A 26,039-nucleotide genomic window follows, 5' to 3' on the forward strand; every position below is an offset into this window, starting at 1 on the left:
CTGCAAAGTGCATCGCGCTGGACGCCGAACCGGATACTGCTTCCGCCCCCGGTTGTACGTTCCGGAAGGCCAGAATATATTCACTATCGTGAATGTCAATCACAATACTGAATGAAAAGAGGAAAAATGACCAAGGACGCCACAACCAAAGGCACCAGCAGCAAAGATGTCGGCGCGGTAGTGAACGCCATTCAGATACTTCGCCACCTGGCCCACGCCGACGGACCGCAAGGCGTGGCCGCCATCGCTCGCGCCACCGGTATCAGCCCGAGCAGCGCCTTCAATATCCTGCGCACCCTGAGCAACGAACGACTGACCTCCTTCGACGATGCGGGCAAGACCTACCAACTGGGCCTTGGCCTGTCGGAACTGGCCGTAGGATTCGTCGGACGCAGCTATGCCGACCTGATCCAGCCAGAGCTGGAGCGACTAAGCCTTGCCCACCACATCCTCATCGCCCTGTGGCAAGTCACCGACGATGCGCACATCCGCGTCATCGCCCTTGCCGCGCCGCCCGTCGCCCACGTCAACGTCGCCGTCGGCACGCGCCTGCCGGAACTGGTCGGCGCCGCCGGGCGTTGCATTGCCGGCCTGCGCGAACTGCCGGAGGACGAACTGCGCCGCCGACTGACCCGCGTGCGCTGGGAAAATCCGCCGAGCTTCGAGCGCTACCAGGCCGAAGCGACCGAGGCCGTCGAGCGCGGCTGGGCTATCGACCAGGAACACCTTTACCGCGGCGTGAGCATGGTCGCCAGCGCCATCACCGACCGCGACGGACAACCGCGCTTCGCCATCTCCGCGATCGGCATCAGCGCCCAACACCAGCCCGACGACCTGGAACGGATCGGCACCAGCCTGCGGGATACCGCGCGCTTCGTGAGCCGCGCGCTATTTCCCCAGGGCGAGGCACTGAAGGGGAAATCCTGAAATGACATTCAACCCACTGAAAGATTAGCCGGCCCGCCGTTATCGACCCGCGACGTCGGTACCACCTTTCAACCCGAGGACCGGCAGATAACGGAGGAAGCGCCAGAATCGCTTCAGCGTCACCCGGTCCCACGCCCGCAGCGGCACCGAGCGGAACAGCTGCCAGGCATATCGCCCATCCTGGACAACAGCCTTCTTCAGCGCCTTGTTCAGGATCAGTTGCCGGGCCCGGCGATAATTCGGGTGAGCCCGATAAGGCTCGATGGCTTGCATATCCGCCTCGTAATTGAGCTTGTACCTGCCGGATAGACCGCTTCCATGCCGGCGATAACGCCCCATGTAGGCCGGTAGTCGATGAATTTCATAGCCCTGCGCCGCGATCCTGAGGGTGATCTGGAAATCCTGCACGCGAATCGACGGGTCGAAGAAATCCGCCCGCTTCATCGCGTCCATGCGGTAGAGCGCCGTAAGCGGCATGACCACCAGGGTCTCGGCCAATGCTGCATCGAACCCCCAACGCTCCACACAACCCTCGCTGAAACCGTCTCGCGCCACTTCGTTACCGGCACTGTCGATACAGATATTGAAACCGCCCACGCACCCGACCTCGGGGTGCGCAAGCAAGTAGTCGACGCGCGTGTCGAGCGCTCCAGGCAGGACAATGTCGTCGAGGTCGGGAGTCATCACGAACTCCCCCCGCGCATGACGCAAACCGTGATTGAGCGCGTCGCTCACCCCTCGGTTAGCCTGGCGGTAGAGCTGGAAACCGTGACGCTCGCGGAGCATGGCGAGACGCTCATAGGTGTCGTCCGTGGATCCGTCATCCACCACGATCAACTCGAGATTGGGATAGCCCTGCGCGTAGATGCCGGCGATCGCCTCGTCCAGATACTTCGAGATATTGAAACAGGCGCAAACGACGGAAACGAGCGGACGCATTTCTTCCTCCCCAGCCCCGTCTCCGGGACTCGGCACAAACCGATATCCTGGCTGTCCGCCGGAAGGAAACCGTGCCATGCAGCTCGGCCACACATCCGCGGCGCCTTCAAGCGCCGGGATACTAAGAAGAACCGCACCGACCATCGAAACCGGCAGGTCGCCCGACCCGGCGCCCGAAGGACAGAAAATCGGAAGCGGTGGAGAAATGCGCGCTCAGCGCACCCACGAAACCCAGGCAGAGCGGGACGACCACCCAGAGGAGAAGGAAGGGCAGAACGAAGGAAGGGCCCGCAGCATTCCTAGGAAAGCTGCACGACCTGGCCGGCACCCGAAACCATGGCACGGCTTTTTCGCCCGCCCGGCAGAGGGGATGCCCGAACGCTCGCCAGAAAAGACAAAGCCCCCGGAACGCCAGGCATTCCAGGGGCTTTGCTCATATGTAATGGCGGAGAGATAGGGATTTGAACCCTAGGAGCCATTGCTGACTCAACGGATTTCGAATCCGTCCCGTTCGACCACTCCGGCATCTCTCCGTGCGGCGCGCATGATACCAGCTTGTACGAAGAACGCGAAGCTTTCTTGAAGATTTTTTCGCGTTCTTTCAGATGGTTGCGCGCATTTAGAGGTTAAAGCGGCACGCCCAGGCGCTTGGCTACCTCTTCGTAGGCTTCGATCACATCGCCGAGGCCCTGGCGGAAGCGGTCCTTGTCCATCTTCTTGCGGGTCTCCTTGTCCCACAGACGACAGCCGTCCGGGCTGAACTCGTCGCCGAGGACGATCTGGCCATGGAACAGGCCGAACTCCAGCTTGAAGTCCACCAGCAGCAGGCCGGCGTCGTCGAACAGCTTGTTCAGCACTTCATTGACCTTGAAGGAATAGGTCTTCATCTGCGCCAGTTGCTCGGGAGTGGCCCAGCCGAAGGCCTGGACGTGGGATTCGTTGATGAACGGATCGCCCAGGGCGTCGTTCTTCAGGAACAACTCGAAGGTGGGAGGAGTCAGGGCGATGCCCTCTTCCACGCCGAGGCGACGCACCAGGCTGCCGGCGGCGAAATTGCGCACCACGCACTCGACCGGGATCATGTCGAGCTTCTTCACCAGGCACTCGGTATCCGACAGCAGCTTGTCGAACTGGGTCGGAATGCCGGCAGCTTCCAGCTTCTGCATGATGAAGGCGTTGAACTTGTTGTTCACCGCGCCCTTGCGATCGAGCTGTTCGATGCGCTTGCCGTCGAAGGCGGAGGTGTCGTTGCGGAACAGCAGGATGAGACGATCGGCATCGTCGGTCTGGTAAACCGACTTGGCTTTGCCGCGGTAGAGTTCTTCGCGTTTTTCCATGATGGGCTCCGCTTACGGGTAATAGGGCCTAGGCGATCTCGCGCCAATCCAGGCCTGAATGCTGATCGGCCACCTGCAGCCAGCCCGGATCGCACCCGAGGGTGTCGACGAAGGTTTGCCGGGCCAGCTGCGGCGAGTTGTTCTTTTCGCTGAGATGGGCCAGCACCAGGTGCTGCATGCGGCCCCAATCCAGCTGCTTCACCAGTTCTGCGGACTGATGGTTGTTCAAGTGCCCTCGCGAACCGCCTACGCGGGCCTTGAGAAAATAGGGATACGGGCCACCGGCTAGCATCGTGCTGTCGTGGTTGGCCTCGACCACCAGAGCATCCACCGCACGATAGCACTCCAGCACCTCGGCCGTGGCCATTCCCAGATCGGTGAGCATGCCGAAGCGCCGCTGCCCGTCGGACAGCACGAACTGGGTAGGCTCGCGGGCGTCGTGCGAGACGCCAACCACCTGCACTTCCAGCCCGCGGATCGCCAGGCGCTGGCCGGCCCTCAACAGCTCGGCGGGGTGCACCGGGCGGCGCATGCCGCTCAGGGTACCCGCACTGAGATAGACCGGGATTTGGTAATGCCGCGCCAGCAGTTCGACGCCATGGATGTGATCGGCGTGTTCGTGCGTGACCAGGATCGCGTCCAGCTGCGCGGGGCTCAGCCCCAGGCGCGCCAGACGCTTGATGATTTCACGCAGCGGGAAGCCGCAATCGATCAGTATCCGGGTGTCAGAACTGCTCACCAAGGCCGAATTGCCCCGGCTTCCGCTGCCCAGAACCGCGAACCGCATTGCGCATGCTCTCCTGGAGTTTTTCCAGTACGTTTTGCGCGACATCGGCCGGCGCAGAAGTGTTGATGTCCTTGTCGACGGTGACCTGCACGGCGTCGCTGACGGTGGTCAGGCGGACCTGGTAGCGCTGCGCCTTGGCGTCTTCCTCTTCCTTGGTCTTCTCGCCGCCGCCGAACAGGCGACTGAAGAACCCGGGCTTGTCTTCGTCGGGCTTCTTCGCCCCTTCGGCGATGTTCACGTAGTACACGCCAAGGCTGCGGTTGAGGTCGTCGACGCGGATATCGGCGTTATCCAGGGCACGCCCGACACTGACCCAGGAGCGGTCGAAGTCGGATTGCAAGGTCAGCACCGGGTTGCCGCTACCGTCCTTGCTCAACTCGAAGGTGCCGGGCGTGTCGTAGATCGAGTTGGCTGCCAGCAGCGAGACCGAGCCGCCCTGCTCGGCGCTGCGCGCCATGCTCGCGACCATCTCGTCGAGCAGCGCCGCGTCGAGGCTCGGCGCCACCGACTTGCTCGGCCAGCTCGGGCTGCTGGTGTCACCGGCGGCGCGGGTCTGGCTGAGCACGTAGACCTCGCTGGTATTGCTTTGCACGCCGGGCTCGATACGCACCCGAACCCGTGCCTGGCCGTCCGGCTCGACACCGCTCACGCGGCTGCTAAGGCGGCGTGCCAGCGGCGCGGAAAGCTGCGACAGCGATTGCCAGTCGGAACTGAACTCGCCGGTCTGCGGGCGCTCGTCGGCGATGCGGAAACCGTTCTCCTCGAAGAACTGCCGGGCCACCGGCCAGACTTCCGCCGGCGGACGCTGGGCCACGACCCAGCGGCTATCACCGCTGCGCTGCAGGCTGTAGTCGCTGATGTCGCCGGCGTTGGCCAGCGGCTGCGGACGCGGAACCTCGTACTCACCCTCTTTTTCGTGGGTGGTGGCGACGTTCAGCGGAATCGGCAGCAGCGGATCGAGCGGCTTGCTGTGCACCCCTTCGGGCAATTGCATGGGAGGCGTTTCGCGGGCGCCGAGGTAGTCGTCACCGCGGTCGCGGAAATAGCCCTCCGGCCCCCACAGCCAGCCGCAGCCGGAAGTGTTGCCGATAACCAGGGCGAGGGCGGTCAGTCCAGCCAGTCGCTTCATTGCGTGGAGCTCCTTGATCAAGCCAATACGCCGGTCTGGCGCATGGCCTGACGCAGCGGCTCGTGGCAACGCGGGCTGAGCCAGGTCAGGGGCAGGCGGATGCCCTCGGGGATCAGACCCATCTCATGCAGGGCCCACTTCACCGGAATGGGGTTGGATTCGATGAACAGCGCCTTGTGCAGCGGCATCAGGCGATCGTTGATGGCGCGCGCGGCTGCGGCGTCGCCGCGCATGGCGGCGGCGCACAGGTCGCTCATGGCGCGCGGCGCGACGTTGGCGGTCACGGAGATGTTGCCCTTGCCACCCAGCAGCATCAGCTCGACGGCCGTGGCGTCGTCGCCGGAATAGACGAGGAAGTCCTTGCCGACGCGCTCGATGACTTCCTTGGCGCGTTGCAGGTCGCCGGTGGCCTCCTTGATGCCGATGATGTTCGGCACCTTGGACAGGCGCTCGACGGTCTCCGGAAGCATGTCGCAGGAGGTGCGGCCCGGTACGTTGTAGAGGATCTGCGGGATCGCAACGGCTTCGGCGATATGGCGGAAGTGCTGGTACATGCCTTCCTGGGTCGGCTTGTTGTAGTACGGCGTCACCAGCAGGCAGGCGTCGGCGCCGCCGCTTTTCGCGGCCTCGGTCAGCGCCACCGCCTCGCGGGTGGAGTTGGCGCCGGTGCCGGCGATCACCGGGATGCGGCCCTTGACCTGGTCGACCACGCGACGGATCACCTGGATGTGCTCTTCCACGTCCAGCGTGGCCGATTCACCGGTGGTGCCGACGGCGACGATGGCGTTGGTGCCTTCCTGCAAGTGGAAGTCCACCAGCTTGGCGAGGCTGTCCCAGTCCAGTCGACCCTGAGCATCGAAGGGGGTGACCAGTGCCACCATACTGCCCGCAATCATGCAACCGCTCCTGCCGCGAAATTAAAGCGGTAATGGTACTGTCGGCGGCAGGCCTTGCACAAGACGAGCGCCACCTCGTCGGAAGCCGCTGACAGGCGGCAGACGTTTCCCTCGGCGGCGCTTTTCGCTACCCTTCCCGCTTTAGGTACGGCCCGTGCCGCCAGCGTATTCCAGGAAAGTTGAATGTCCACCAGCCAACCCCGCGAACAATTCCTTCTGATCAGCGCCCTCGGCCCCAATCCGATGGAGCTGACCACCCTGCTCTGCCGCGCCTGCGTCGAGAGCCGCTGCGCCGTGGTCAGCAGCCGCCTGACCCGCCACGGAGAGTTCAGCGCCCTGGTGCTGCAGATCTCCGGAAGCTGGGATGCCCTCGCCCGCCTCGAGGGCAGCCTGCCGGCCCTCACCAAGCGCGGCGACATCACCCTCAGCATGACCCGCAGCAACGCCCACGTGACCCGCGCCCAGGCGTTGCCTTACGTGGCCTATGTCAGCGCGGTGTATCGCCCGGACATCCTCAACGAACTCTGCCAGTTCTTCATCGACCACAACATCGAGCTGGAGAACCTGACCTGCGACACCTACCAGGCGCCGCACACTAACACCACCATGCTCAACGCCACGATTACCGTGACGCTGCCCGCCGGCACCCAGATCAGCTGGCTGCGCGACCAGTTCCTGGACTTTGCCGACGCCCTGAACCTGGATGCCCTGATCGAACCCTGGCGCCCCCAACACCCCTGAGGAGCCGAGCCATGCCGGTCGCAATCGACAAACCCGTACCCGACTTCACCGCCCCCGCAACCAGCGGCAAGGAGGTGACCCTGTCCGCGCTGAAGGGCAAGCAGGTCGTCCTGTATTTCTACCCGAAGGACAGCACCCCCGGTTGCACCACCGAGGGCCAGGGCTTCCGCGACCAGTACGCGGCGTTCCAGAAGGCCAATACCGAGGTCTTCGGCATCTCCCGCGACGGCCTGAAGTCCCACGAGAACTTCAAGTGCAAACAGGAATTCCCCTTCGAGCTGATCAGCGACAAGGATGAAGCGGTCTGCCAGCTGTTCGACGTGATCAAGCTGAAGAAGCTCTACGGCAAGGAATACATGGGCGTCGACCGCAGCACCTTCCTGATCGACAGGGACGGCGTACTGCGCCAGGAGTGGCGCGGCGTGAAGGTGCCCGGGCATGTCGACGCGGTTCTCGCCGCCGCCCAGGCGCTCAACGGCGCCTGAGCCCCGCCCCGAAAAAAAAGGCCGCATCCGCGGCCTTTTGCATTTTTCATGCGGCCGATGCTATCGCGTGGCTGCCGGAGTCTCGGGAAGGTCCTTGGGCCAGGCATCCAGCACCGCTTTCACCAGGGTCGCCAGGGGGATCGCGAAGAACACGCCCCAGAAGCCCCAGAGCCCGCCGAACAGCAACACCGCGCAGATGATCGCCACTGGGTGCAGGTTCACCGCCTCGGAGAACAGCAGCGGCACCAGCACGTTGCCATCCAGCGCCTGGATGATCGCGTGGGCCACCATCAGGTAGATGAACTGGTCGCTCCAGCCCCACTGGAAGAAGGCGATCATCGCCACCGGTACGCTCACCACCACCGCGCCGATGTACGGCACCACCACCGACAGGCCGACCAGCAGGGCCAGCAGCGCTGCGTAGTTGAGCCCCAGGTAGGCGAAGGCGATGTAGGTCACCGCGCCGGTAATGACGATCTCGATGACCTTGCCGCGAATGTAATTGGCGATCTGCTGGTTCATCTCGGCCCAGACCTGTTTCATCAGCCCGCGCTCGCGCGGCAGGTAGCGGTGGAACCAGGTATGGAAGCGCTTCTTGTCCTTGAGGAAGAAGAACACCAGGATCGGCACCAGCACCAGGTAGATCATGACGTTCACCACCACCGGCAGGCTGGCCAGCGACGAGGTCAGCGCCCACTGGCCGATCTGGCCGAATTCGCCGCGCGCGGTCTCGATGGCCTTGAGCACCTGCTCCTCGCTGATCAGGCTGGGATAGCGCTCGGGCAGCATCAGCAGCACGCTCTGCCATTCGCCGAGCATCCGCGGCAGTTCGTTGAACAGGGTGAACAATTGCTGCCAGAGCAGCGGCAGCAGGACCACCAGGAACAGCGCCAGCAAGCCGAGGAACAGGCTGTAGACCAGCCACACGGCGAACAGGTGCGGCACCCGGAAGCGTTCCAGCATGCCGACCACGCCCTGGATCAGGAAGGCGATCACCATCGCCGCCAGTACCGGCGCGAGCATCCCGCCGAAGGCGAGGATGACGCTGAAGCCGAGCACCAGCATGATCGCCAGCACCACTGCCTCCTCGTCGGAGAAGTAGCGCTGCATCCAGTCGCGTAACACCTTGATCATCGGAAATCCTGAATCGGAACGGCGAAGGCTCCGCTAACGCTTGCGCAGCCAGTATCGATAGACGCCTTCGGCGGCCTCTTCGCGCAGCAGTTCATGGCCGGCGAGCTGGGCGAAGGCCCGGAAGTCTCGCTGCGACCCGGCATCGGTGGCGATCACCTTGAGCACCCCGCCGCTGGGCAGGCGGTTCAGCTCCAGCTTGGCCTTTAGCAGGGGCAGCGGACAATTGAGACCACTGGCATCCAGCTCCGCGTCACATACCAGGGGGGATGAATCGTTATCCGTCATGACAGCCTCTCCCGAAGGGCCGACAAGCATACCCAAGCCTATCCGCCGCTGGCCAGTTGAAACGGCGCTCGAAGTCCAACAGCTTCGGGGGCTCGGGCAGATACCTAGGCAGTGCCGATAACCAACGGCTAAAGTAAGGCCTTTGCCAACCTGAGCCTCCTGCATGAATGTACTGCGCCCTGCCCTGTTGACGCTCGCCTGCATGCTCGCTTCGCCGGTCATGTCGGACGATCTGCCCTCCCTGGGCGACGCATCTTCCTCGATCGTTTCGCCGGAGCAGGAGTTCCAGCTGGGCCGCGCCTGGCTGAGCATGCTGCGCAACCAGGTCGATGCGATCTCCGACCCGCAGCTCAAGGACTTCGTCGAAAGCAGCGTCTACCGGCTGGCCGAAACCAGCGACCTGCAGGACCACCGGCTGGCCTTCATCCTCATCCGCGACGCACAGATCAACGCCTTCGCCGCGCCCGGCGGCGTGATCGGGGTCAACGGCGGGCTACTGCTCAACGCCCAGACCGAAGGCGAGTATGCCGCGGTGCTGGCCCACGAACTCGGCCACCTGATCCAGCGCCACTTCGCCCGCGGCATCGAGGCACAGCAGCGCATGCAACTGCCGGTGATGGCAGCGATGCTCGCCGGCATCGTCGCCGCGGCCGCCGGCGCAGGGGATGCGGGTATCGCGGCGATCGCCGGGACCCAGGCGGCGGCGATCCAGAACCAGTTGCGCTTTTCCCGGCAGAACGAGCAGGAAGCCGACCGCGTCGGCGTCACCAACATGGTTCGCGCCGGTTACGATCCGCGCTCGATGCCGAACATGTTCGAGCGCCTGGCGCGGCAGTATCGCTACGACGGCAAGCCGCCGGAGTTCCTCCTCACCCACCCGGTCACCGAATCGCGTATCGCCGACACCCGCAACCGCGCCGAACAGTATCCCCAGGGCGGCAAGGAAGACAGCCTGCGCTACCAGCAGATGCGCGCGCGCACCCAGTTGCTCTTCGAGGAAACCCCGGGGATGGCCGGCAAGCGCTTCCGCGCCATGCTCAACGACAATCCCAAGCTGGATGCCGCGCGCTACGGACTGGCCATCTCGCAGACGCGCATCGGCCAGCTCAACGATGCCCGTGACAACCTCAGGCAATTGCTGGCGAAGGCACCCAACGACGTGGCCTACAACCTGGCCCAGGTCGAGCTGGACATCACCGCCAACCGCCTTCCGGATGCCGATCAGCGGTTGAAGAAGATGCTCGCCCAGTTCCCCAGCAGCTACCCGCTGAAACAGGTGCGCGCCGACCTGATGCTGAAGATGGGCAAGCCGCAGGAATCGGAGAAGATCCTCGACGACCTGAGCAAGGCGCGGCCGCTGGACCCGGATGTCTGGAACCGCCTGGCCGAGGTGCGCAGCCTGACCAACAACGCCATCGGCGTGCACCAGGCCCGTGCCGAGTACCTGTCTCTGACCGGCGACTACCAGGCCGCCATCGAGCAGCTCGATTTCGCCAAGCGCCGCGCTGGCGGCAACTTCCAACTGGCTGCGCGACTCGACGCTCGCCAGCAGGAAATTCGCCAACAGGAAAAGATGGTCAAGGAAATGTTCCGCTGAGCGGCATATCCGAGGAAAAACACCCGGCGAAGCTCATCGAAACAGGGGGTTGGGCGAACAACCGCACCGCGCTTACTCGCCCTACGCAGCGGGACGCCCTCGCCAGGATCAGGCGTTCCCGGCCTGGCGCAGGCGCGCGGCCTGGGTGAAGTCGAGCATGCGCTTGAGCGGACGGACCGCCCTCGGGATCAACGCCGGGTCGACGAAGATTTCCCCGCTGCCCTCGCGCAGGCAGGCCAGGGTCCGCTCGAGCGTGTTCATCGCCATCCACGGGCAGTGCGCGCAGCTGCGGCAGGCGGCGCCGTTGCCGGCGGTGGGGGCCTCGATGAAATCCTTGTCCGGGCACAACTGCTGCATCTTGTAGAAGATGCCGCGATCGGTGGCGACGATGAAGGTCTTGTTCGGCAGGGTCTGCGCGGCCTTGATCAACTGGCTGGTCGAGCCCACGGCATCGGCCAGCGCGACCACGCTTTCCGGCGATTCGGGGTGGACCAGGATGGCGGCGTCCGGGTAGAGCGCCTTCATGTCTTCCAGCTGCTTGGCCTTGAACTCCTCGTGGACGATACAGGCGCCATCCCAGAGCAGCATGTCGGCCCCCGTCTCGCGCTGGATGTAGCGTCCCAGGTGCTGGTCCGGCGCCCAGAGGATGGGCTCGCCGTTGTCCATCAGGTGTTCGACGATCTCCACCGCGCAACTGGAGGTCACGACCCAGTCGGCGCGTGCCTTCACCGCCGCGGAGGTGTTCGCATAGACCACCACGGTCCGTTCCGGGTGCTGGTCGCAGAATGCCGAGAATTCATCCACCGGGCAGCCCAGGTCGAGCGAGCAGGTCGCTTCGAGGGTCGGCATCAGCACACGCTTCTCAGGGTTGAGGATCTTCGCCGTCTCGCCCATGAAGCGCACCCCGGCCACGACCACCGTCTGCGCCGGATGCTGGTTGCCGAAACGGGCCATCTCCAGCGAATCGGATACGCAACCGCCGGTCTCCTCGGCCAACGCCTGGATCACCGGGTCGCAGTAGTAATGCGCCACCAGTACAGCATTTTGCGCCTTCAGTTCGGCCGCGATCGCCGCGCGATGCTCGGCGCTCTCCTGCTCGCTCAACACACGGGGTTGCTTGGCGGCCAGGTGGGCCTGTACCAGGAGTCGTTCGGAAATGTGCGTCATAGTCGCTACACCTGAAGGCGCAACAGCGCGTCTCTCGATTTTATACCCGGCGGCAGGCTGGACCGCAGGGAACTGACGATTGCAGGTTTCGGGCACGGCACCCGTGTCCCCTTGAGCAAACCCCGGGGATCCGCCTGCAAGGCCGCGGATTCTAACCGCATAGGTCGCGCCAGGGCCATCCCGGCATCCGTACCGGCCTGGCCGGTGGCTACGCTAACAAAAGACATAGGTTTCGGTCGTTAGACCTACGCGACATAATTTTTTCGTTTCTTAGAACCGTCCCTGGCTCGGCTCGCTCCACGACCGAACACGACATGCCGGCATGCCAGCGTTAATACTTTGGTATTAGGCCCTTGGTATTAACGTTAAATAACCGGTAAATATCCGGATTTTCTTTTCGTCGAATTTACGAGCAATATGAAACATATTTCGTTGAAATAAGCTCTTCTTTCACATAATTATAAAAATATCCTGAAACAGAGCCGTCATCCCTCACCTCCAAAACGACGACTCCCCGTGCCGTGCGCCCGCCGCGCAGAAAGCGAGCCGGCGGCCGATTCCACCCTCGCACGCCAGCCCTTGCGCTTCACTGACCGACGGGAGGTTTCCCCGATGAAAACGTCATCCAGAAGACAAGTTGAAACACTCGGGCGCTATCTATCGAGTCCTCGACGCTTCTTCCACAGTAGCGGCAACCTGACCCGATCAAGGGAAGCGGCACGCGCCACCCAATAAAAGGAATAAGGGATGCCTATTCATAACCTGAATCACGTGAACATGTTCCTCCAGGTCATCGCCTCCGGTTCGATTTCCTCCGCTGCGCGGATCCTGCGCAAGTCGCACACCGCGGTCAGCTCGGCGGTCAGCAACCTGGAAATCGACCTGTGCGTGGAGCTGGTCCGTCGGGACGGCTACAAGGTCGAACCCACCGAGCAGGCGCTTCGCCTGATCCCTTACATGCGCAGCCTGCTGAACTACCAGCAGCTGATCGGCGACATCGCCTTCAATCTCAACAAGGGTCCGCGCAATCTCCGGGTGTTGCTGGACACCGCCATCCCGCCGTCGTTCTGCGATACGGTGAGCAGCGTACTGCTCGACGATTTCAACATGGTCAGCCTGATACGCACCTCGCCCGCCGATAGCCTGGCGACGATCAAGCAGGACAACGCGGAAATCGATATCGCCATCACCATCGACGAGGAACTGAAGATCTCCCGCTTCAACCAGTGCGTGCTCGGCTACACCAAGGCGTTCGTCGTCGCCCATCCGCAGCACCCGTTGTGCAATGCCTCCCTGCACAGCATCGCGAGCCTGGCCAATTACCGGCAGATCAGCCTCGGCAGCCGCTCCGGGCAGCATTCGAACCTGCTGCGGCCGGTCAGCGACAAGGTGCTCTTCGTGGAAAACTTCGACGACATGCTGCGTCTGGTGGAAGCCGGCGTCGGATGGGGCATCGCGCCGCATTATTTCGTCGAGGAACGCCTGCGCAACGGTACCCTGGCAGTCCTCAGCGAACTCTACGAACCGGGCGGCATCGACACCAAGGTGTATTGCTACTACAACACCGCGCTGGAATCCGAGCGCAGCTTCCTGCGCTTTCTCGAAAGCGCCCGCCAGCGCCTGCGCGAACTCGGCCGCCAGCGTTTCGACGATGCGCCGGCCTGGCAACCGAGCATCGTCGAAACGGCGCAGCGCCGCTCAGGCCCGAAGGCGCTCGCGTACCGCCAGCGCGCCGCACCAGAGTAGAGCGTTCTCCAGCAGACGCTGGCCGTGGGTGGTGAGAATCGACTCGGGATGGAACTGCAAGCCCAGCTGTCGATTGCGCGGATCGGCCATCGCCATGATCTCGCCATCGGCATCGGCCAGGCAGTCGAAACCTTCCGGCAGGCGACTGACCACCAGCGAGTGGTAGCGCGCGACGCGCAGGTCAGCGATGCCGTCGAACAGCGGGTGACGCTGATCGAAACGCAGGGACGTGCTCTTGCCGTGCAGCGGCTTCCTCGCCTCGCCCACCGCGCCACCGGCGGCCAGCGCCAGCGCCTGGTGGCCGAGGCAGACGCCGAGCACCGGCAAGCGCCCGCGGGCCCAGGCGAGCAATTCCAGCATGCAGCCGGCGTCTTCCGGCCGACCGGGCCCCGGCGACAGCACCAGCAGTTCGCAACCGTCGGCCAGCAATGCCGCCTGGATCGTCGGCAACGGCGTATCGTTGCGCATCACCCGGACCTCCGCGCCGAGCAGGCAGAACTGCTCGACCAGGTTGTAGGTGAAGGAATCGAAGTTATCCAACAGCGTGATGCGCATCGCGCTCTCCCCTTTCGCGTTCGGCAGCGGCCACGGCGGTCAGCACCGCCAGCGCCTTGTTGCGGGTTTCCTCGGCCTCCAGCCGTGGATCCGAATCCAGCACCACGCCGGCGCCTGCCCGGACCCGGGCGATACCTTCGCGGACCTCGGCGGAGCGGATGACGATGCTGGTATCGAGGTTGCCGGCGCTGTCGAGAATGCCGATCGCGCCACCGTAGCTGCCGCGATAGCCATCCTCGTACTGCCGCAGCAACTGCATGGCACGGACCTTCGGCGCACCGACCAGGGTGCCCATGTTCAGGCAGGCACGGTAGGCATGCAGCGCATCCAGTTCGCCATGCAGTTCGCCAGCCACGCGCGAGACCAGGTGCATCACGTGGCTGTAGCGATCGACCTTGAGCATGTCGCGCACCTGCCGCGTACCGCTGCGGCAGACCCGCGCCAGATCGTTGCGCGCCAGGTCGACCAGCATCATGTGCTCGGCGATCTCCTTGGCGTCCAGGCGCAACTCCGCTTCCAGGCGATTGTCCAGTTCCGCATCGATGGCGCCCCGGGCATCGCGTCCGCGCGGGCGGGTGCCGGCGATGGGATAGAGTTCCACCTCGCGACTCTCCGCGTCGTACTTCAATGCCGACTCCGGCGAAGCGCCGAACAGGCAGAAGTCCCCCGCATCGAGGAAGAAGCGGTACGGGCTGGGGTTGCGCAGGCACAACTGGCGATAGGCCCGCCAGGGGTCCGCACACGGCATGCTGAAGCTGCGCGACGGTACGATCTGGAACACGTCGCCGGCCCTCACGTGGGCCTGCAGGCGCTCTACCTGGCGGGCAAAGCTCGCATCGTCCAGGTCGACCTGGTAGTTGCCGGCCCGTACGCCTGCCACCGGCGACTCGGAAGCCTCCTCCACGGCGCCATGGAATTCGTCGGCACACTGGCGCAGGCTGGCGGCCAACCGGTCGTGCCCGGCCGGATCGTGGACGAACGCCTGCAGCGAAGTCCGGCGCGCCAGGTGATCGATGTCCAGCAGCAACTCCGGCACCAGGAACAGGTAGTCCGGGCAATGCCGCGCAGGTTCGGCCGGCGCCGGCAAGGGTTCGAACTGCTCGGCCAGGTCGAAGCTGAACAGGCCGCCCAGCAGCACGGGCCCCTCCGCGTCGCCCAGCGTTCCGAGCACGCGGCGCAGCGCCTCCAGGCTGGACAGGCCATGCAGGCGTCGCCACTCGTCCGCATGCGACTCTTCCTGGGGGAAGCGCCAGTGCAGGGTGTCGCCGTCACGCAAGCAGGTGACCTGGGCCGGACAGTCCTCGCTCAACGGCGCCAGCAAGGCGCGTCCGTTGGAGTTCAACGCCCGCAGCACCACATCGCGCCCCCAGCACTCGATGCGCAGGCAGCTGGAAAGGATCGCCACGCTACGCCGCGCAGCCTTGCTGTCCACGTCGAAGCAGTCGAACAGCATCCGGTTGGCGCCGGCCATGCGCCAGATCGACAGCGCCTCCGGCACCAGCGTGCGGTACTCCAGACTTTCTTCCAGTCGATAGCCAACCCCGCTCACGAGCCACCTCCTCGCGCCCATGGGCGACTGGCCTGCGCGACGCTAGCGCGCAACGGCATGTTCATCATCGGTAACCCCCTTTTCCCCCAATTGCGACCGCTGCCGTCGGCGGCGATCGCCGCAATGGATGTCCCGTCTCAGTCCAGAGGCAGCGCCTGGCGGGAGAGAATCTCCAGCATCCGGCGCATGCTCCCCAGGTGCAGTTCGCCGGGCAGGAAGTCGACGCTCTGCCCACCCCAGGCGCGGTGCAGCTCCTCGCTCAGTTCGTCGAGGGATTCGCCCATGGACTGGCGCCAGAGCAACCGCCGGCACAGGCGCAGACACTCGGTATAGGCCGACTCGGCCCCATCCGCGGCCAGCCGCCCCCGCAGCAGGCCGCCGTGTCCCGGGATCAGTTGCAGCAGGGTCGGCAGACGCTGCAGACGTTCCAGGGACTCCAGGTAAGCCTCCATGTCGTCGAACACCAGCGGCCGCCACACCCCCTCTGCCTCGTCGAACTCGCCCAGGGCATCGCCGCAGAACAGGCGTCGGCGTCGCACGTCGTAGAAAACCACGTGATCGTCGCTGTGGCCGTGGGCCTCTATGACCTGCAGGCGATGCCGCGGTCCCAGCTCCAGCCACTCGCCGTCGGCCACCGCGCGAACCGGCAGAGCGTCCCAGGCACAGGCCTCGGGCAACCGCTGCTCCGCACGCAACAGTTGCCGGTTCAAGCGCTCGACCACCCGCACCGCGCTTTCCGACTTCCAGGCCTGGCAGGTCCGCTCGGACGCCAGGACCTGTACGTTCGGCAGCCGCGGACACAGGTAGGGCAGCAGGCCGCAGTGGTCGTAGTGCTTGTGGGTGATCAGCCAGTAGTGCACCTGGGACGGGTCGGCGACCCAGCGGCACAGGTCCGCCCAAACCAATTCGGCATCCCGGCTGATCCCTCCTTCAACCAGCGCCCAGCTCGCCTCACCGAGACGCAGCAGGAACACCGGCACCTGGACGTCCCCCAACAGGCACAGGTCATCATCCAGTTGACCGGGAGCCGAAAGCCTCAACATGGCCGGTTCACCTCCTCAGGTTTGCGGTACAGCGCCGCGCCCCAGGTCGCGCCGGAGCCGTAGGTCAGGACCAGCACCCGCTGTCCCGGCTGGATGTCCGGCCAGAACATCGCCAGCGTGACCGGGGTCGAGGCCGAAGCCATGTTGCCCAGACGATCCACGGTCACCGCGAACTTGTGCTGGGGAATGCCCAGTTGCTCCTGCACCGCATCGAGGATGCGCAGGTTCGGTTGATGGCAGATCACATGGTCGATGTCGTCCAGGGTCAGCTCATGGGCCGCGAGCATTTCGCCGGCGATCCGTACCAGGGTCTGGCTGGCATGCTCGAACATCGGCCGGCCGCGCATGAGGAACTCGCCCCCGCCCTCGCGCAGGACATTCTCGTCGAGGAAGGTCGGCGAGGCACTGCCCGGCGCCGCAGTCATCAGCAGGTCGAAGTAGTTGCCGTCGGCGCCCAGGCGCAGGTCCAGCAGGCCGTCGTCGAGGCTCTCGCCGGCGCTGACCACCACTGCGCCGGCACCGTCGCCGAGCAGGATCGACAGGTTGCGGCCGCGGTCCGAACAGTCCATGCGCTTGGACAGCACCTCGCCGCAGACCACCAGGACATGCCGTGCCAGCCCGGCGAGGATCTGCCCGCGAGCCATCTGCAAGCCGTACAGCAACCCGCTGCACTGTGCCCGGATATCCAGTACCGGGATGTGCCGCAGGCCCAGCAGCGGCTGGATCAGGCAGGCCTGGGACGGGTCGTGGTGGTCCGGCGACAGGGTGTTCACCAGCAACAGGTCGATGTCCTCCGGCAGCAGCCCGGCAGCCTCGATGGCCTGGCGCGCCGCCGGCACCATCAGCGCGCTGACCGCCTGTTCCGGCTCGACGTGATAGCGGGTGCGCACGCCGGTACGTTCGACGATGAACTCGTCCGACGTATTGATGCGCCCTACCAGGTCATGATTGCTGACCTGGCGTTTCGGCAGGCTGAAACCCAGCCCGGCCAGGATCGGATTACCCATGTGCAGCCCTCCTCGGACACCGTGGTTCAACATGGCGATGCCTCAGCACACCAGCACCTCGCCCAATTGCCAGACCTGGGCGGCGAACCCCCAGCCAGTGGCTGCGCCGGCCATGACGATACGATCGCCGGGGCGGATCTTGCCCTCGCGCAGGCCGGTCATCAGGGTGTACGGGATGGAAACGGAGATCATCACGCCGGTATCGCCCATCGTCAGTTGGTACTGCTCAGGACGGGCACCGATGCCCTCGGCCCAGGCCTTGACCAGGAACGGCGCTGGCTGGTGGAAGACGAAATAATCGATGTCATCGCTGCCCAGGCCGGCCTTTTCCAACGCCCGGCGCATCGCGATCGGCACGTTGGTCGGGACGAAGCTGGCCATCTTGTTCTGGCCGTCGCTGAACAACGAGAAATACAGCCGCGGCTTAGCCTCGCCGGTCGGGTTTTCCGGCAGGCGCCAGCGACCGGTGGCCACTTCATAGAACGTAGCGTCGCTGTGTTCGGCCGAAGCCAGCAGGTCGCAGCTGTCATCGTCGCCGCGGGTCAGCAGGGCCACCGCGCAGCCATCGGCGAACAGGGTCGAGGTACGCGAGGTGAAGTCGAGCAGGTTGGAGATGTACTCGCTGCACACCACCAGCACTTTCTCGGCCTTACCCTGGCGGATCATGCTCGCTGCCAGGCGCAGGTTGAGCAGGAAGCTGGCGCACTCCATCTGCGAATCCAATGGCAGCGCCCGACTCAGGCCGAGCTGCTTGGACAGCACGTTGGCCATGCGCGGGTAGAGACGTCCGCGCAGGTCCGGCAGGACATCGCCGGCGTCGGTCATGATCGGCGAGGAAGCCGAACAGATCAGCATGTCCACGCTATCCGGCGCGGTATCGCTGCTGCGCAGCAGGCGCTCGGCGGCCCGGACCACCAGGCTGAACTCGTTCTCGCCGTTCCGCGGGTCGAAATAGCCCCGCCGATTGACGCCCCAGAATTGCCACCAGGACTCGCTGAGGTCCGGTACCGCGGCGAACACCGGATCGTCGTTTTCGTAGCTGCGAGCCGGAAGTTCACAGGTGATCGCTGCCAGTTTGACCTTATGCATGAGCTTCTCCCGCCAGTTCCAGGGTCACGCCCTCCACCACCATGCCGAACGGATCGAAGCTGATCAGCAGCAGTTCATCCAGACGGTCGCGCTGTGCCGCGCGCAGTTGCGACGCCAGTTCGAACGGCCCCAGGCAACGACCATCGGGCCGTCCCTGGCCGAACCATTCCTCGCGCACCCAGTTCAGTTGCGGGAAGTCCCCGGCCAGACGGGTGAATCCGGCGCGTACCGCTTCGGGCAATCCAGGTTGGGCCGGCAGGTTGAGGTGTCCCTTGACGTCGCCTACCTGGCGAATATCGGTATTCAGCGGAATGCTCAGCGGCAGCCATTCCTGCGCCGGATCACCGCCCAGCGCACCGCGACGGAACGCGGCCTTGCCGGTCGGCCGGCAGAGCAGCGCCAGGGCGCCGTCGGCAAGGGCGAAGCCGGACTCGCTGTCCACTTCCAATCCCTGGCTGGATTCGCCGCGCACGACCAGGACGTTGCGATAGCCCTGGTCGCTGGCGAGGGTATCGACCACGTAGAGGGCGCGGGCCAGGCTCGAGTCGGTGAGGTCGAAGACATGCGCGCGATTCGCGCCGAGGACCTTCTGCAACGGATGGCCGATCTTCGGCGCCATGATGTCGCGGTTCTCGATCAGATGGTCGGGAGACAGGGCGAGGCCGACGATCAGGTCGATCTCCTCGGGCTTGACCGCCGCCTCGTCCAGGGCTTCGCGAACCGCCGGCAGCAAGCGCTGCATCAGCATCTCGTCGCCCTGGGCGCGAGGGCGTTCGCCTCCCAGCGGCCCCTCCAGACACACATAGGATGGGGGCAGGTTCACCCCCACAGCCTGAATCAACATGCCCGTTCCTCCGGAAGGTTGTCGTGATAAAGGGTGTCGGCCAGGTGGCGCAGCTCGGCGCGCGCCAACTTGCCGTTGTCGTTGCGCGGCAAGGCCGGCAGCACATGCAATTGGCTGGGCAGCATGTGCGAGGGAATCTGTTCGGCGAGATGCTGGTCGATGCGCTGCGCCAGCAGGATCTGGTTGTCGTCCAGCGGAGTGGCCAGGGTGACGAACAGGGTCGGACGCAAGCCGTCGTGCAGCCGGCAGGTAGGAACCAGAACCGCCTCGCTCACTTCCGGCAGATGACGGCAGATCGCCTGCTCGACCTGGGTCGGCACCACCCAGCGGCCATTCACCTTGAACAGATCGTCTTCCCGCCCACAGTGACGGTAGGCACCCGACTCGTCGCGCTCGAACAGGTCGCCGGTGCGGTACCAGCCACCTGCGAAGCGCGCCTGCTGCTCTTCGCTGGCCCGCCAGTAACCCGGACTCAGCCCAGGGCCACGCACCAACAGCACGCCTTGCCGGCCCGCTTCCTCGATAGTGTGTCCTTCGCGGTCCACCAGCCGGCACTCATAGCCAGGCAACGGCAGCCCGGTGCTGTCGGCACGCGCCTGGCCCGGGCGGTTGGCGAGGAACACATGGCCGACCTCGGTAGCCCCGATGCCGTCGCAGATCTCCAGCCCGTGCGCGGCCCAGAATTCGAACTCGCCGCGCGGCAGCGGCGAGCCGGCGGAAAACGCCAGGCGCACGCTGCTCAACAGCTCCCTGGCCTGCGGACGCAGCGAGGCATAGATGGCCGGCACCCCAAACAGGACCCGGGGGCGGAAGGCGACCAGGTTCTCCAGAACCCGCTCCGGGCTCGGCCAGGTATCGTCGAGCAGCGCCGAGGCTCCGCTGAACCAGGGAAAGAACAGGCTGTTGCCCATGCCATAGCCGAAGAACATCTTGGGAATCGAATACAGCCGGTCTCCCGCCTGCAATGCCAGCAACTCCGTAGCGAACGCCCGGCAGAAACCGAGCGTGTTGCGCAGGCTGTGCATCACCCCCTTGGGCGCCCCGGTGGAACCCGAGGTGTATTGCAGGAAACAGGCTGCCGCCGGGTCCTGGCGATGGAAGGCACTCCAATCGAGGTCCGCAGGACCGACCAGCGCGTCCAGCGAGAAATCGTCGAGCAAAGGGCGTCCGGCGGCCGCACGCAGGGTCAACGGCGCCAAAGGACCGCTCAGCGACGGTGCATCGGCTTCACGCACCACTAGGCTGGCCTGGCAGTCGGCAGCGATATCGGCCAGGGCCTGCTCGCGGGACTTGGGATTGATCACGGCGGGAATGGCGCCGACCGCGATGCAGGCCAGGAACAGGCAGGCCAGCGAAGGCGAGTCGTTCAACGCCAGCACCACGCGATCGCCGGGCTTGAGCAGGCGGGCCAGTTGGCTGGCCTGGGAGAGAATGTAGGTCCGGCATTGCAGCCGGCTGAGAGTCTGGCCCCGATAGTGATAAACGGCGGTATCGGGATCGAAATCGAGGCGGAACAGAACCTCGGTCAGGTTGGCCAATGTGGACATGACAGAACGTTCCCTCTTCAGCGATATGCATCCGGATCAGGAGATACCTGAGCCAGAGCGCTTGCTTTGTCAGGAACGGGAAACTAGCGGCGCTGGGCGAAGCGCGATATTCGGAGTCCGAACGAAAAAGTTTCGGGGAGAAGAACCACGGGCTTCGTAGGCCGCGGCAATCGGCGCGATCCAAACCGCGAGAAATTTGGCACACCCACCGGGCTGCGCGGGATCCGAGAACGGCAACCAAGCAAGAAGGGCGGCAGCCTTTTTACGCAAGAGCCCATTGGCCAGACAAAAACCGTTACAACCCTTGCTCGAGGCCTCGTCCGAACCCATGAGATGGCAAACCAATGACAACCCACTTTGCTCGGCAAATCGCCTCCCAGATCTCACAGTTCGAGGCGCTCGGCCTGGGCTCCAAGGGGGCGACGGCATGCCTGGAAGCAGGCGGCCATCCATCGGGCCGATAGCGCTCCGCCCCGCCTCGCCTGCCATTTGCAGGCTTCCCTGTTGAAATCCCATTGCGTAGTACACTGGGCGAGCCTGCCGAAGAGGACACCTACATGCCCCATAGCTACAGGAAAATGGAATCGCCGGTCGGGACACTGACCCTGGTAGCCAGGGACGATGCCTTTCTGGTCGCGATTCTTTGGCAGCATGAGCGTCCCAACCGAGTACCGCTGGACGAGATGCGGCTCTCCGAGGACAGCTCCCTCCTGGCGGAAACCGAACGCCAGTTGCGGGAATATTTTTCCGGCAAACGTTCCCGGTTCGAACTCCCGCTCGACTTCCAAGGTACCGAATTTCAGAAAAAGGTCTGGTCCGCCCTGCTCACCATTCCATTCGGCGAGACCCGCAGCTATACGGAAATAGCCGTGCAGATCGGCAGCCCCAACGCAGTACGGGCGGTTGGAGCCGCCAACGGACGGAACCCACTGTCCATTGTTGCACCTTGCCATAGGGTGATCGGAGCCTCTGGCGGCCTCACCGGTTTCGCCGGTGGGTTGGCCGCCAAGCAGTGGTTGCTGCGTTTGGAAACCCGAGGCAGGACACCAGACCTGTTGAGCATGATCGAGGACGAGTGAGCTGCCGCTTGCCCTCGCGCCCGGTGTTCACCGGAAAAATCCTCGCCTTTTGACTTGACCCGACTGCAGCGGTGACATTTCAGATCGAGGACCGACGGCAACTGAGCGCAACTCGTTCGTAAGTCAGGTCCTTGTTCCTGGGCGGCAACTGATAGTCGACGGAACAGGAGCCATCGCTCCAGCGAATGGACAGGCGCCCCTGGTCCTCGATACCGAACACCAGCAAACGGGACAGGTTGTCGACCATTCCCACGACCCGCTCTTCCTTGTCGTATGCCTGTGCACCGAAGGGAATCTTTCCTCCAGAGTCCATGCTCAGGTCGAACTGCACCCGCCGACCGGACTCCGCGGAGAAACGCTTGGCGATCACGGCGCCCCGGGTCGGCACGGCCATTTGCGTGCTGTCGCTGATCTCGGTATCGCTTCCAAGGGTATTGGTATCCAGGTTCACCCAGTTGTAACGATAGGGTTGCATGTAGGGGAGCACGGCATAGCCACGGCCGTCGGTGCGAACCGAAGAGTAGCCGTCGAGGCCGACGCCGCCGACCTCCGGAACCTCCACCAGGCCGAACGTTTCCCCCACCGGCTGGCCGAAGGTCACTCCCCCCGAATGCACCACTACCGAACCGCTTGCTCCCAGGTTGATCTGCTTGTTGTCGCGCCCCTGGCTGTAATTGGCGGACAACTTGGCCTTGGACGTGTCCCAACCCAGGCCGACGCTGCCGGAGTTGCCGCCGTCCTTGCTGTAGTTGGCCTGTGCGCTGTAGTTGAACGCATTGGCTTCATCCAGGTATCCGGAGATACCGGTGTTCAGGCTCGAATCACCATGCTGTGAACTCACGGCATTGGCATATACCTGACTGGAGCGTGCGCTACCGCCCAAGGGGATGCTGACGGAGGCCGTGAACTGGGTATCGGAGCGCCCGAACGAACCCGTCTCCTGGGTACGGGAAACCGCCAGGCTATAGCTCGCGCGCTTGATGCCGCTGCTGAAGCCGAACTGCACGCGACGGCTGCTGCCGGGGCGATTCCAATATGTGGTTTCGCCCGCCGTGAGATAGAGCGAACTGCGTCGGAACAGCGTCTGGTTCACCGTCAGGTCTATGCGGCTCTTCTGCCGACTGGAACTTGAGCCATAGAGGTAGCTCTCTTCGGACATGTCGTCGATATGCTGGCTGAGAGTACGGTAGCCTTCCGTGGAATAGCGATAGCCCACCACGGTAAAGCTGGTTTCGGTGGCGTTGATGGTCTTGGAATAGAGAAGCCGCAGACTCTGTCCCTGGTTGCGCCCACCCCGCCGCGTGCGGGACTGGCTATGGGTCACGTCCGCAGAAAAACCGCCCAGGGGCGTGTTGAAGCCGAGGCCCAGGTTGGTGGCATTGTACTTCTCCGCAGCGAGCAGGCCGCCAAAGCCGGTAACCCTGTCGGACAAGCCATACACAGCCGACCCCTGGAGCAGGTTGACCGACGGCTGGCCATCATTATGGTACTCACCGGCGGCCAGGCCATAGCGCAGGTTCCCCTTGCGGGTCATGACCGGCAGGTAGGAATAGGACTGCTTGAAGGACCGCTGGCGTCCGTCCGCCTCGATGATCTTGACCTCCAGGTCGCCATTGGAGCCGCTGGGATAGATGTCGGTGATCTCGAACGCACCGGGAGGTACGTTGGTGGAATAGATCACGAAGCCATTCTGGCTCACCTCGACCGTCGCATTGGTTTCAGCGATACCGCGCACCACCGGGGTATAGCTGATCTCGTTGTCGGGCAGCATGCCGATATCGGATTGCAGTTGCACGCCGCGCATACGCACGCTCTCGAAAGCATCCCCCTGAGCGGAGGTATACAACTCGCCGAGGGACAAGGTCCCCTTCAGGGCACGAATGTCACGTTCCACATAGGTACGGTTGCTACTGAACTTGTTGCGCATGCCGGTACCTCCGCTCAGGGAGGAGTCGTTGCGCAGACGCCAGCCAAACAGGTTGAAGCCGTTGCGCAGGCCCAGGTAGCGATAATCGCTGTTCTGGCCAAAGTTGGTGTTGCGCGTGAAGTTGGCCTGGTAGTTGGAAAACAACGCGGTGACACCGTCATCCCAAAGAGAGGGATCCACATAGCCACGCGAGTGCCGCTGTACATACAGCTGTGGAATGCTGACCAGCAGGGAAAGGCTGTTGACGTCGAACTCGATGGATGCACCGGGGATGAGTTCGGCGACATTCAGGGGCGTATTGTTTTCCAGATTATCCGGAATGAGTTTGTCTCGCGTCAGCCGGGCTATATCGACCCCGATCTCCTTGAGCAGCCCTACCCGGACGACCGGACGAACGCTTCCGGTTTCGGGATCGGCACTGAACACGACATCTTCGCGCCGGATCATGATCTGGTTCAAATGAATGTCGACGCTGTAAGTGCCGGGCGACACCGAGTTGCCGTTCTCGAAATACTTCAGTTCAACGGGCGCCCCGCCCTCGTTGTTCAGGAACTCGGCGTTGAATTCCACCGCGAAGGTTACGGCAGGCAAAGCCAATCCCAAGGCCATGAGACAGGAAGACCTGGAATAGACGGACAACTCGAAATCGAACTTTTTCCTAAATATGGCCACGCGAATATTCCTTGGACTAATTTCCGACAAAACGGAAACACCCATCCATAGGGAAAGTTAAGAGCAGTTCTTCTGCTCTTCTACTCTGCTCTTCTGAGCTTCAGTCGGATAAGGAGCTGGAATGTTTATCGAGTCCGCCATAGTCATTTACGCTCTGGAACTCGACATTTCCAGAAACGCCGGATGGAGTTCCCTTGATTTCGAATCGGCGACTCGACTTCGGCGCGACCATGTCGGCATCAACAACATAGTAGGCATTGCCAGCTTTTAATTTCACGCTGGCTAAAGAGACATGAAACGCAGTATCGTTGGAAACTTCGACAACCGACTTTCCACCCTGACGGACAAGACGCCAGCTCAACTTTCCAGGCGCTTCGGCGGAAGTTCCCGACAAGTTATCGGGGCGGTAGAAGACCTTGATACGCTGGCGCAAAGCTATCTGCAACGTATTAGCCGAGGCAGATTTTTGCGGAATTTCCTGGACGTTCAGGCGGAATACGGATTCCCTGTCGCTCGGCAAGCCCTCCCCTTGAAACAGGATACGCAGGGTTTGCTGCTTGTTGCCTCCCAAACGACTGAGGGCAGGCGTGATGACAAACGGAACCTCACGTTTATCTGCCCCATTATCAGCCTCTACCCAGGATTGAATCATCACGTCCTTGGAAGCCTGGTTCCTGACCAGGATCGCAGCCTCCTTGGCAGGCGCCTGCAGAACGACCCGGGTTCCTCCCAGTGTGATTCCCGCATTGGCCAGGGTGGAAAAAAGCAAAAGGATGCCACCCCAGATAACTCTGGAAGAAAATGGATATTTCATGATGAACTCGCACCTCATGGAACGGGGTATATACATACCCCGCCCACGTAGCAGAACTTAGTTGTATTCCAGGGTGAACGGCAGGGAGCCGTCGGCACTACCAGCCGTAGGAGCTACGGAGCCGGATTTGACATAAGCGGCACGCAGATTCAGCTTGGCACTGTAGACAGTGATGTCATTGCCTTCGCCATCTTTTTGTACCTTGGAATCCAGGGGCGCATCGATGGTCTCGTTCGCCGACAGGTTCAGCAGCTTGCCATCGGATCCATAGATACCGATGCCGACACCGGTGGCGGTGCCGACGGTTTTCAGCAGGCTCTCATTGTTCGGGTCAATAGTGCTCCCAGACATCGGGTTGAACTTCAGCTTGACGGTGGTCAGGCCGGTACCGGTCTTGCCACAGTCCAGGTTCAGGTTCAGGCTGGTACCACCGGCGATGCTGCCGCCCGCGGTGCCGCCCAGCGAGTCGATGCTGATCTTGCCAAGGTTTACGTCGATGGTCTGGTTGCCCGCAGCACCGCCAACGGTGGTGCCGGCACCACCAGTGATGCTGCAAGCGGCCGCGGTGATTTCACCTTTGAAATTGATGGTGCCGTCTGCCGCCATGGCATTGCCGACGACCAGGCTGGCTACTGCGGCAGCCAGAATGCTTTTCATGGAAATGGACACGATTGAGCTTCCTTTTGACAGTGAAAGTGTTGCGATTTTTGAACTCTATAAGAGCCAGCAACATTCTCCGAAAA

General features: G+C 63.4%; 24 protein-coding genes and 1 tRNA gene. 6 read left to right on the top strand and 19 right to left on the bottom strand.

What is annotated here, in order from left to right; all coding sequences use genetic code 11:
• Nucleotides 1-126: 126 nt before the first annotated feature.
• The gene (locus AC1RB9_RS20595) at nucleotides 127-927 is read left to right on the top strand and encodes an IclR family transcriptional regulator (RefSeq protein ID WP_003120643.1); all 801 of its coding nucleotides are present in this window, start codon (nucleotides 127-129) and stop codon (nucleotides 925-927) included.
• Between the two features lie 39 nt (nucleotides 928-966).
• Here AC1RB9_RS20595 and wapB read toward each other — a convergent pair whose 3' ends face one another.
• The 6 genes from wapB to dapA form a co-directional block, all read right to left on the bottom strand.
• The gene (gene wapB, locus AC1RB9_RS20600; RefSeq protein ID WP_079275377.1) at nucleotides 967-1,959 is read right to left on the bottom strand and encodes a 1,2-glucosyltransferase WapB; all 993 of its coding nucleotides are present in this window, start codon (nucleotides 1,957-1,959) and stop codon (nucleotides 967-969) included.
• Between the two features lie 350 nt (nucleotides 1,960-2,309).
• A tRNA-Ser gene (locus AC1RB9_RS20605) sits at nucleotides 2,310-2,399 on the bottom strand.
• Between the two features lie 93 nt (nucleotides 2,400-2,492).
• On the bottom strand, nucleotides 2,493-3,203 hold the full coding sequence (gene purC, locus AC1RB9_RS20610; protein WP_003108622.1) for a phosphoribosylaminoimidazolesuccinocarboxamide synthase: 711 nt from the start codon (nucleotides 3,201-3,203) through the stop codon (nucleotides 2,493-2,495).
• A gap of 28 nt (nucleotides 3,204-3,231) precedes the next feature.
• Nucleotides 3,232-3,990 carry an MBL fold metallo-hydrolase gene (locus AC1RB9_RS20615; RefSeq protein WP_003123205.1) on the bottom strand — a complete coding sequence of 253 codons (759 nt, stop codon included), beginning with the start codon at nucleotides 3,988-3,990 and terminating at the stop codon, nucleotides 3,232-3,234.
• Complete coding sequence (gene bamC, locus AC1RB9_RS20620) at nucleotides 3,929-5,119, bottom strand: outer membrane protein assembly factor BamC (protein WP_003086271.1); 1,191 nt, start codon at nucleotides 5,117-5,119, stop codon at nucleotides 3,929-3,931. Before bamC ends, AC1RB9_RS20615 begins: the two co-directional genes overlap by 62 nt.
• 17 nt (nucleotides 5,120-5,136) lie before the next feature.
• Complete coding sequence (gene dapA, locus AC1RB9_RS20625) at nucleotides 5,137-6,015, bottom strand: 4-hydroxy-tetrahydrodipicolinate synthase (protein ID WP_003086270.1); 879 nt, start codon at nucleotides 6,013-6,015, stop codon at nucleotides 5,137-5,139.
• A gap of 183 nt (nucleotides 6,016-6,198) precedes the next feature.
• Here dapA and AC1RB9_RS20630 point away from each other — a divergent pair, with 183 nt between their 5' ends.
• Nucleotides 6,199-6,756: a glycine cleavage system transcriptional repressor gene (locus tag AC1RB9_RS20630; protein WP_003086267.1), complete on the top strand. Its 558-nt coding sequence runs from the start codon at nucleotides 6,199-6,201 to the stop codon at nucleotides 6,754-6,756.
• An 11-nt stretch (nucleotides 6,757-6,767) separates the two neighbouring features.
• Nucleotides 6,768-7,241: a peroxiredoxin gene (locus tag AC1RB9_RS20635; RefSeq protein WP_003086262.1), complete on the top strand. Its 474-nt coding sequence runs from the start codon at nucleotides 6,768-6,770 to the stop codon at nucleotides 7,239-7,241.
• A gap of 60 nt (nucleotides 7,242-7,301) precedes the next feature.
• On the opposite strand, the gene AC1RB9_RS20640 is transcribed toward AC1RB9_RS20635, so the two are convergent.
• Together AC1RB9_RS20640 and AC1RB9_RS20645 are read right to left on the bottom strand one after the other, a co-directional pair.
• Nucleotides 7,302-8,375, bottom strand: a complete 1,074-nt coding sequence (locus tag AC1RB9_RS20640) for an AI-2E family transporter (RefSeq protein WP_003108615.1) — start codon at nucleotides 8,373-8,375, stop codon at nucleotides 7,302-7,304.
• A 33-nt stretch (nucleotides 8,376-8,408) separates the two neighbouring features.
• Nucleotides 8,409-8,660, bottom strand: a complete 252-nt coding sequence (locus AC1RB9_RS20645; protein WP_003086258.1) for a sulfurtransferase TusA family protein — start codon at nucleotides 8,658-8,660, stop codon at nucleotides 8,409-8,411.
• A gap of 163 nt (nucleotides 8,661-8,823) precedes the next feature.
• Between AC1RB9_RS20645 and AC1RB9_RS20650 the strand changes: the two genes are divergently transcribed.
• A complete protein-coding gene (locus AC1RB9_RS20650; RefSeq protein WP_003112546.1) occupies nucleotides 8,824-10,257 on the top strand; it encodes a tetratricopeptide repeat protein in 1,434 nt (477 codons plus the stop codon).
• A gap of 108 nt (nucleotides 10,258-10,365) precedes the next feature.
• Here the strand turns inward: AC1RB9_RS20650 and nadA are convergent, their stop codons facing one another.
• The gene (gene nadA, locus AC1RB9_RS20655) at nucleotides 10,366-11,424 is read right to left on the bottom strand and encodes a quinolinate synthase NadA (RefSeq protein WP_003112547.1); all 1,059 of its coding nucleotides are present in this window, start codon (nucleotides 11,422-11,424) and stop codon (nucleotides 10,366-10,368) included.
• A 747-nt stretch (nucleotides 11,425-12,171) separates the two neighbouring features.
• On the opposite strand from nadA, the gene mvfR reads away from it, so the two are divergent.
• Entirely contained in the window at nucleotides 12,172-13,170 is a 999-nt protein-coding gene (mvfR, locus tag AC1RB9_RS20660) for a multiple virulence factor transcriptional regulator MvfR (protein WP_003108614.1), read from the top strand.
• On the opposite strand, the gene phnB is transcribed toward mvfR, so the two are convergent.
• The 7 genes from phnB to pqsA form a co-directional block, all read right to left on the bottom strand.
• Nucleotides 13,123-13,725, bottom strand: coding sequence for an anthranilate synthase component II (phnB, locus tag AC1RB9_RS20665; protein ID WP_003112548.1), 603 nt, complete (start codon nucleotides 13,723-13,725; stop codon nucleotides 13,123-13,125). The two genes, mvfR and phnB, sit on opposite strands and share 48 nt — an antisense overlap.
• Nucleotides 13,703-15,295: an anthranilate synthase component 1 gene (locus AC1RB9_RS20670; RefSeq protein ID WP_010895533.1), complete on the bottom strand. Its 1,593-nt coding sequence runs from the start codon at nucleotides 15,293-15,295 to the stop codon at nucleotides 13,703-13,705. The genes phnB and AC1RB9_RS20670 overlap by 23 nt, the downstream gene beginning before the upstream one ends.
• Before the next feature lie 116 nt (nucleotides 15,296-15,411).
• Entirely contained in the window at nucleotides 15,412-16,317 is a 906-nt protein-coding gene (pqsE, locus tag AC1RB9_RS20675; RefSeq protein ID WP_003086247.1) for a 2-aminobenzoylacetyl-CoA thioesterase PqsE, read from the bottom strand.
• Nucleotides 16,311-17,324, bottom strand: coding sequence for an anthraniloyl-CoA anthraniloyltransferase (gene pqsD / locus AC1RB9_RS20680; RefSeq protein WP_003117014.1), 1,014 nt, complete (start codon nucleotides 17,322-17,324; stop codon nucleotides 16,311-16,313). The genes pqsE and pqsD overlap by 7 nt, the downstream gene beginning before the upstream one ends.
• A gap of 42 nt (nucleotides 17,325-17,366) precedes the next feature.
• Nucleotides 17,367-18,413: a 2-heptyl-4(1H)-quinolone synthase subunit PqsC gene (gene pqsC / locus AC1RB9_RS20685; protein ID WP_003108612.1), complete on the bottom strand. Its 1,047-nt coding sequence runs from the start codon at nucleotides 18,411-18,413 to the stop codon at nucleotides 17,367-17,369.
• Nucleotides 18,406-19,257 carry a 2-heptyl-4(1H)-quinolone synthase subunit PqsB gene (pqsB, locus tag AC1RB9_RS20690; RefSeq protein ID WP_003108611.1) on the bottom strand — a complete coding sequence of 284 codons (852 nt, stop codon included), beginning with the start codon at nucleotides 19,255-19,257 and terminating at the stop codon, nucleotides 18,406-18,408. The genes pqsC and pqsB overlap by 8 nt, the downstream gene beginning before the upstream one ends.
• Nucleotides 19,251-20,804 carry an anthranilate--CoA ligase gene (gene pqsA, locus AC1RB9_RS20695; RefSeq protein WP_003112552.1) on the bottom strand — a complete coding sequence of 518 codons (1,554 nt, stop codon included), beginning with the start codon at nucleotides 20,802-20,804 and terminating at the stop codon, nucleotides 19,251-19,253. Before pqsA ends, pqsB begins: the two co-directional genes overlap by 7 nt.
• Nucleotides 20,805-21,361: 557 nt before the next feature.
• Between pqsA and AC1RB9_RS20700 the strand changes: the two genes are divergently transcribed.
• Nucleotides 21,362-21,883: a methylated-DNA--[protein]-cysteine S-methyltransferase gene (locus AC1RB9_RS20700; protein WP_003086236.1), complete on the top strand. Its 522-nt coding sequence runs from the start codon at nucleotides 21,362-21,364 to the stop codon at nucleotides 21,881-21,883.
• A gap of 79 nt (nucleotides 21,884-21,962) precedes the next feature.
• Here AC1RB9_RS20700 and AC1RB9_RS20705 read toward each other — a convergent pair whose 3' ends face one another.
• The 3 genes from AC1RB9_RS20705 to AC1RB9_RS20715 all read right to left on the bottom strand — a co-directional run bounded on the left by AC1RB9_RS20705 (nucleotide 21,963) and on the right by AC1RB9_RS20715 (nucleotide 25,965).
• Nucleotides 21,963-24,482, bottom strand: coding sequence for a fimbria/pilus outer membrane usher protein (locus AC1RB9_RS20705; protein WP_003123214.1), 2,520 nt, complete (start codon nucleotides 24,480-24,482; stop codon nucleotides 21,963-21,965).
• Between the two features lie 100 nt (nucleotides 24,483-24,582).
• Nucleotides 24,583-25,296, bottom strand: a complete 714-nt coding sequence (locus tag AC1RB9_RS20710) for a fimbrial biogenesis chaperone (protein ID WP_003123215.1) — start codon at nucleotides 25,294-25,296, stop codon at nucleotides 24,583-24,585.
• Nucleotides 25,297-25,353: 57 nt separating this feature from the next.
• Nucleotides 25,354-25,965 (bottom strand): fimbrial protein, encoded by a 612-nt coding sequence (locus AC1RB9_RS20715; RefSeq protein ID WP_004348355.1) that lies wholly within the window; start codon nucleotides 25,963-25,965, stop codon nucleotides 25,354-25,356.
• Between the last annotated feature and the right edge of the window lie 74 nt (nucleotides 25,966-26,039).

Source organism: Pseudomonas sp. 20-5 (genome assembly GCF_056782835.1).